The organism is uncultured Anaerotruncus sp. (assembly GCF_902490045.1).
In the GTDB taxonomy this organism is placed as follows: Bacteria; Bacillota; Clostridia; order Oscillospirales; family Ruminococcaceae; genus Anaerotruncus.
Genome location: NZ_CABUCJ010000021.1, coordinates 23,125 through 29,124 on the forward strand (window position 1 = coordinate 23,125; position 6,000 = coordinate 29,124).

Sequence of the window (6,000 nt, forward strand, 5' to 3'; positions counted from 1 at the left end):
TGCGTATTATAGCACGCCACGCACAATACCGTCAAGATATCGTTCGGGAGACAGAAAACTGACGGAACAAACTTTCTGGTACAACGTCAAAAATCTCCCGGGCAGTACAGCCTGGGCACTCACCCTTTCCTTACGGCGTCCCGCTTGTGGACGGTGGGAAACTGCTCCGTCAGCGCGCGGTAGCGAAAGCAGGTCTCCAGATGGTCGTTGATAAGCCCGCAGGCCTGCAAGTGCGAGTAGACAGTGACGGAGCCCAGGTATTTGAACCCTCGCCGCCGAAGATCCACCGAGACCTGATCCGACAGGGCGTTTTTCGCGGGCAACCTGCCCTTCTGGTGCCCGGCGTAGAGGACCGACTTCCCCTTGGTGTAGCCCCAGAGGTATTCGCTGAAGGAGCCGTATTCCTCCCGGATCGCCTGAAAGCATCTTGCGTTGTGGATGACCGCCTCGATCTTCCTGCGGGACCGGATCATCCCGTCGGCGGACAGAATGCGCTCCACGTCCGCCTCTCCGTAGGCGGCGATCTTGTTATAATCGAAGCCGTCGAAGCAGGCGCGGAAGATCTCCCGCTTCTGGATCATCATGTTCCAGTTGAGGCCGCACTGCATGACCTCCATCATCAAAAACTCGAACTGTTTTTGGTCGTCGTGCAGGGGAACCCCCCATTCTTCGTCGTGGTAGCGCGTCATCTTCTCATTGCAGAGACACCAGCCGCAGCGTTCCATCCTTCCGGCCTCCCATGTTCTATTTTTGTTGTTCTCCACGCGTTAAGGTCAGCGGCGGCGCCGCCAGCGCGTCCCAAACCCGTTGCCGTTCCCTCTCCGATTTCTTCTTCCGCCCAGCGCCGAACTCCTGGCGGGAAAAGGCAACAACGTTGATTTCATCTGCTGATCGCTTTTATCACCGCTTTCATTCTACTGCAAATGGACTCAAATGACAACTGCGACTCGGGGAATGTCACCTCGGCCGATTCTCCATTTATATAGTATCTGCTGTCCCGACGTTTTGCAGAGATGTCCTCCAGCCCCGTCCGCTCGGTCAGCTTGTAAGGCTCGACGCCTCCCGGCCGACGACGCGCAAAACCGCCATACGATCGCCCCGGGCGTCTTTTGCCTGAGGCGAAAACAGAGACCCTCCCCAGGGGGAGGATCTCTGTGGTTCCGAAAAAATTCGCTTACGGCTTCAAAACCACCTTGATGCAGCCGTCCTCCTTTTCGTCGAAGATGGAGTAGGCGCGCTTGCCCTCTTCGAGCGGCAGGCGGTGGGTGATGATGTCGGTGGCGTCAAACTTCCCCTTTTGGATGAGCTCGAGGATCGGCTTTACATAACGCTGCGCCGGACACTGGCCCATTTTCAGCGTGATGTTGCGGGAGAAAAAGTTTCCCAACGGGAACATGTTGTAACGCCCGCCGTAGACGCCGAGCATCGCCACGGTGCCGCACTTGCGCACCGCCTCTGACGCGATCTCGATGGCGGATTTGGAGCCTGCCTGCATCTTGAGGGCCGCCTCCACCTTCTCCATGGCGCTCATCTTGCCGTCCATACCCACACAATCGATAACCACGTCCGCGCCGCCGTGGGTCAACTCCTTGATTTCCATGCCGGTGTTGTCGAAATCCTCAAAATTGAGCGTCTCCACACCGTAGCCCGCCGCGTGCCTGAGGCGGTAATCCACGTGGTCCACCGCGATTATCCGTTTCGCACCCAGATACAGCGCCCATTTGATGGTCAAAAGGCCCACCGGCCCGCACCCGAGCACCACCACCGTGTCCCCCTCCTTGACGCCGCCGATGTCAGCGCCCCAGCGGGATGTGGGCAGGATATCGGTACAGAAGAGCGCCTGTTCGTCGGTGAGCTCCTCCGGAACCTTAACCGGCCCCACGTTGGCATAGGGGACCCGAAGGTATTGCGCCTGCCCGCCCGCATAGTCACCGTAGGATTCGCTGTAGCCGAAAAGGCCTCCGGCCTCGCCGTTTGGATTGGAGTTGTCGCACTGGCTGTATTCCCCGGCTTCACAGAAGGCGCAGTGCCCGCAGGCCACCGGGAAGGGCACGACCACCCGGTCCCCCTTTTTAACGGCGGCAACGCCCCTGCCCGTCTCCTCGACGATTCCCATCGTTTCATGCCCCAGCACGTATCCGTCGTACATCCCCTTGACCCGCCCGTGGATAAGGTGCAGATCGGAGCCGCAGATGGCGGTCGAGGTCACTTTGACGATGATGTCGTCCTCGTTTTCAATCCGGGGGTCCGCGACCTCCCGCACGCCCACATCCCGGACGCCCTGATAGACGATTGCTTTCATGATACCACGCTCCTATCTTTTCGATAGGGTTATCGTTGGTAGCAGAGCGTAAAATATTCCGACCAACTCACATCCATATAAAGCTGCTTCAAATTCAGCAAACATTACGGGCGGCACGAATGATTTATGGTAACCATGGTACAGCAAATGACTTCCAAAAACTTCTATATCCTATTGGCTGTTACCAGCAACCAACAGGCATGCGCCTCAAAAGATGTAACAGGCATCTCTGAAATTTTAATGCCCTTTTGAGTGGGAATAGAGTGGAAGTAGAGTAAATTTTAGCAAGTTTTTTCAAGAGAAACAGGGCAAACAAAAAACCCGCATGACAGGCCGTAAACTGGCTTATCATGCGGGTCTTGGCGGAGATGGAGAGATTCGAACTCTCGCGCCCGTTTCCAGACCTACTCCCTTAGCAGGGGAGCCCCTTCACCGACTTGGGTACATCTCCAAATAGGTGGTATGCGCTGGATATCTGGTTGTGGAGGGGTGTTGGCGGAGAGAGTGGGATTCGAACCCACGGCTCTTTCGAGTCACCGGTTTTCAAGACCGGCTCCTTAAACCGCTCGGACATCTCTCCGTACGTAACGCCAATTATGATACCATATTTATGGGGACAAGTCAAGTGGTTTCCCCGCGCGGGGCGCGGCGGGGACCGGATTTTTTGCCCGGGGCGCTGCGCCTGGCGGCGGTTTTTTTGCGCACCGAGAAGCCGAAGGTGCCGAGGCTTTTCCCCAGCGCGAAATATTCCCCGTGGGCGTAGGCGGCGAGCCCCGCGGAACCCAGGTGCAGCTTGCCGGCGCGGTCGACGAGGGAGGGGTCGACGCCGACGGCGACGATTTCGGCGAGGAACATGTCGTGGGAACCGAGAGGCAGCACCTGGCGCACGACACATTCGAGCGAGAGGGGGCACTCGGCGATCGAGGGGGCGGATACCTTGTCAGAGGCCTCGGGGGTGAGGCCGCAGGCGGAAAACTTGTCAAGGTCGCGGCCGGAACGCACGCCGCAGAAATCCGCGGCGCGCACGAGCGCGGCGGTCGTGAGGTTCACGACGAATTCCCCCGTCTCGGAGATCAGCCCGTGGGAGTACCGTTCGGGACGCACAGAGACGTAGGTCATGGCGGGGTTCGTGTTGACGATGCCCGTCCACGCGACGGTCAGAAGGTTCGGCTTTTCGAGCGTCCCGCAGGAGACGAGCGCGGGCGGCACGGGCGCGAGCAGCGTCCCCGGCTTCCAAAACAGTTTCGGCATGTATAGGTTCCGCCCTTTCCGGTCAATTTATCCCTAGTATACCACCATTTCGCCGCAGGGTGCAAGATTTGCGAATTTCCTTGGTAGACAAGCCCAATTTTGACGGGTATAATTGTAGTCGGACAGACTGTGCCGGCGCTCGGCGCCAAAGCGGAGGGCGGACCGGCGGCAGGGGAATTTCGCCGGGGCTTTCCCGATTGGAAAGCCGGAAAGAAAGCGGGAAGGGATGACCTCCAATGAAGGATGGACTGATCAAGGCGGCGGTGGGCACGCCGGAAATCCGGGTGGCGGACTGCGACTACAATGCGGCGTCGGTTTCGGCGGTGGCAAGGCGCGCCGCCGGGGAGGGCGTGCGGATTCTGGCGTTGCCCGAGCTTTGCCTGACGGGATACACCTGCGGCGACCTCTTCCTGCAGGATACGCTGATCGAAGGGGCCTGCGCCGCCCTCGAGACGGTGCGCCGGGAGACGGAGGAGCTCGACATGCTCCTGACGGTGGGGCTCCCGGTCATGTGGCAGGGCAAGCTCTACAACTGCGCGGCGGTCCTCTGCCGCGGGGAGGTGCTCGGCCTGGTGCCCAAGACCCACCTGCCCAACTACGGAGAATATTATGAGAAGCGGTGGTTCGCCCCCGCGCCGGAGGAGAACGGCTATCTGACGGGCGTCTTCGGGGAGGACGTGATCCCCTTCGGCGCGAAGCAGCTCTTCCACTGCGAGGAGCTGCCCGGGCTGGTGCTCGGCGTAGAGGTGTGCGAGGATCTGTGGGCGCCCTGCCCGCCGTCGGTCGCGCACGCGCGGGCGGGCGCGACGGTGCTCGTGAATCTCTCGGCGGGGGACGAGACGGTCGGCAAGGCCGCCTACCGGCGGGAACTGGTGAAGGGACAGTCGGCGCGGCTCGTCTGCGGCTACCTCTACGCCAACGCGGGCGAGGGGGAGTCGACCACCGACGTGGTCTTTTCGGGGCACGGGCTCATCGCGGAGGACGGCGCGCTGCTCGCGGAGAAGCCGCCCTTTACCGGGGAGCTTGCCGTCACCGACCTGGACGTCGGGCGGATCGCCGCCGAACGCAGGCGGCTGACCACCTTCCCGGCCGCCGTCCGCGAGGGTTACCTCAGCAGCACCTTCTCCCTCTCCCCGCGCGAGACGCCGCTCACCCGCGAGGTGCCGCGGCATCCCTTCCTGCCCGCGCCCGGGGAACGGGAGGACTGCTGCGAGCAGGTTTTGCAGATCCAGTCGCGCGGGCTTGCCCGGCGGCTCGCCCACTCGGGCGCCAAAACCGCCGTCGTGGGCATTTCGGGCGGACTCGATTCGGCGCTCGCGCTGCTCGTGTCGGTGCGCGCCGCCGACCTGCTCGGACGCCCGCGCGCCGGGGTGCACGCGGTGACGATGCCCTGCTTCGGCACGACCGCGCGCACGAAGGGCAACGCCGAACGCCTCTGCGAACAGCTCGGCGTGAGCGTCTCCTGCGTGGACATCGCGGACGCGGTCGGCGTACATTTCCGCGACATCGGGCAGGATCCCGCCCTGCGCGACGTGACCTATGAGAACGCGCAGGCGCGCGAACGCACCCAGGTACTGATGGATATCGCCAACCGCACGGGCGGGCTTGTGGTCGGCACGGGGGACCTCTCCGAGCTGGCGCTCGGCTGGGCGACCTACAACGGCGACCACATGTCGATGTACGGGGTCAACGCGGCGGTGCCCAAGACGCTCGTGCGGGAGCTCGTGGCATACGAGGCGGACCGCTCCGGCGATCCGGTCCTCGCGGAAGTGCTGCGCGACATTCTCGACACCCCGGTGAGTCCCGAGCTGCTCCCGCCCGCCGAGGGGGAGATCGGGCAGAAAACGGAGGACCTCGTGGGGCCCTACGAGCTGCACGACTTTTTCCTCTACTACCTCGTCCGCTGGGGCTTCTCCCCCCGCAAAATCCTGCGCCTCGCGCTGCGCGCCTTCGACGGCCGGTACGACCGCGAGACGATTCTCCGCTGGCTGAGGACCTTCTGCCGCCGGTTCTTCGCGCAGCAGTTCAAGCGCTCCTGCCTGCCCGACGGGCCGAAGATCGGCTCGGTCTCCCTCTCGCCGCGCGGCGACTGGCGGATGCCGAGCGACGCGTCCGCCGCCCTCTGGCTCGCGGAGCTCGACGCGCTCTCCTGACCATGCCGCAAAGCCTCCCGGACCCCGCGAAAAGCGGGTCCGGGAGGCTTTTTTGCTGCTCCCTGCCGGGCGGGGGCAAACGGGCGCCTGCTAAAAAATTGTAAATTTAGGTTTTTTCATTGTAAAGACTTTCCAGCGGGCGGGTGGTAGGATAAAAGCACCGAAAGGAAGAAACACCCGAATCTGCAAGGAGGAGAAAAGAAAAATGAAAAAGAGAATCCTGGCAATTGTTCTGACAGTGTGCATGGCGTCCATGATGTTCGCGGGGTGCGGCAGCGAGCCCGCGGCGGCCCC

Annotated in this window: 5 protein-coding genes and 2 tRNA genes; 1 reads left to right on the top strand and 6 read right to left on the bottom strand. The window is 62.0% G+C overall.

Features of this window, described 5'->3' with window-relative positions:
* Positions 1-119: 119 nt before the first annotated feature.
* From RDM88_RS04040 to RDM88_RS04060, 5 genes are all read right to left on the bottom strand, one after another.
* On the bottom strand, positions 120-725 hold the full coding sequence (locus RDM88_RS04040; RefSeq protein ID WP_308753482.1) for a DNA-3-methyladenine glycosylase I: 606 nt from the start codon (positions 723-725) through the stop codon (positions 120-122).
* Between the two features lie 449 nt (positions 726-1,174).
* Positions 1,175-2,302 (bottom strand): zinc-dependent alcohol dehydrogenase, encoded by a 1,128-nt coding sequence (locus tag RDM88_RS04045; RefSeq protein ID WP_308753483.1) that lies wholly within the window; start codon positions 2,300-2,302, stop codon positions 1,175-1,177.
* 360 nt (positions 2,303-2,662) lie between these two features.
* Positions 2,663-2,753 (bottom strand) — tRNA-Ser (locus RDM88_RS04050).
* Positions 2,754-2,795: 42 nt separating this feature from the next.
* Positions 2,796-2,882 (bottom strand) — tRNA-Ser (locus RDM88_RS04055).
* Between the two features lie 41 nt (positions 2,883-2,923).
* Positions 2,924-3,553: a flavin reductase family protein gene (locus tag RDM88_RS04060; protein WP_308753485.1), complete on the bottom strand. Its 630-nt coding sequence runs from the start codon at positions 3,551-3,553 to the stop codon at positions 2,924-2,926.
* 236 nt (positions 3,554-3,789) lie between these two features.
* On the opposite strand from RDM88_RS04060, the gene RDM88_RS04065 reads away from it, so the two are divergent.
* Positions 3,790-5,706 (top strand): NAD(+) synthase, encoded by a 1,917-nt coding sequence (locus tag RDM88_RS04065; RefSeq protein WP_308753487.1) that lies wholly within the window; start codon positions 3,790-3,792, stop codon positions 5,704-5,706.
* 90 nt (positions 5,707-5,796) lie between these two features.
* On the opposite strand, the gene RDM88_RS04070 is transcribed toward RDM88_RS04065, so the two are convergent.
* The coding region (locus RDM88_RS04070) for a hypothetical protein (protein ID WP_308753488.1) at positions 5,797-6,000 on the bottom strand (204 nt) is incomplete at its 5' end.

Coding starts and splice junctions, on each gene's coding strand:
- RDM88_RS04060 (WP_308753485.1), bottom strand. CDS start 3,553: ATGCCGAAACTGTTTTGGAAGCCGGGGACGCTGCTCGCGCCCGTGCCG.
- RDM88_RS04045 (WP_308753483.1), bottom strand. CDS start 2,302: ATGAAAGCAATCGTCTATCAGGGCGTCCGGGATGTGGGCGTGCGGGAG.
- RDM88_RS04065 (WP_308753487.1), top strand. CDS start 3,790: ATGAAGGATGGACTGATCAAGGCGGCGGTGGGCACGCCGGAAATCCGG.
- RDM88_RS04040 (WP_308753482.1), bottom strand. CDS start 725: ATGGAACGCTGCGGCTGGTGTCTCTGCAATGAGAAGATGACGCGCTAC.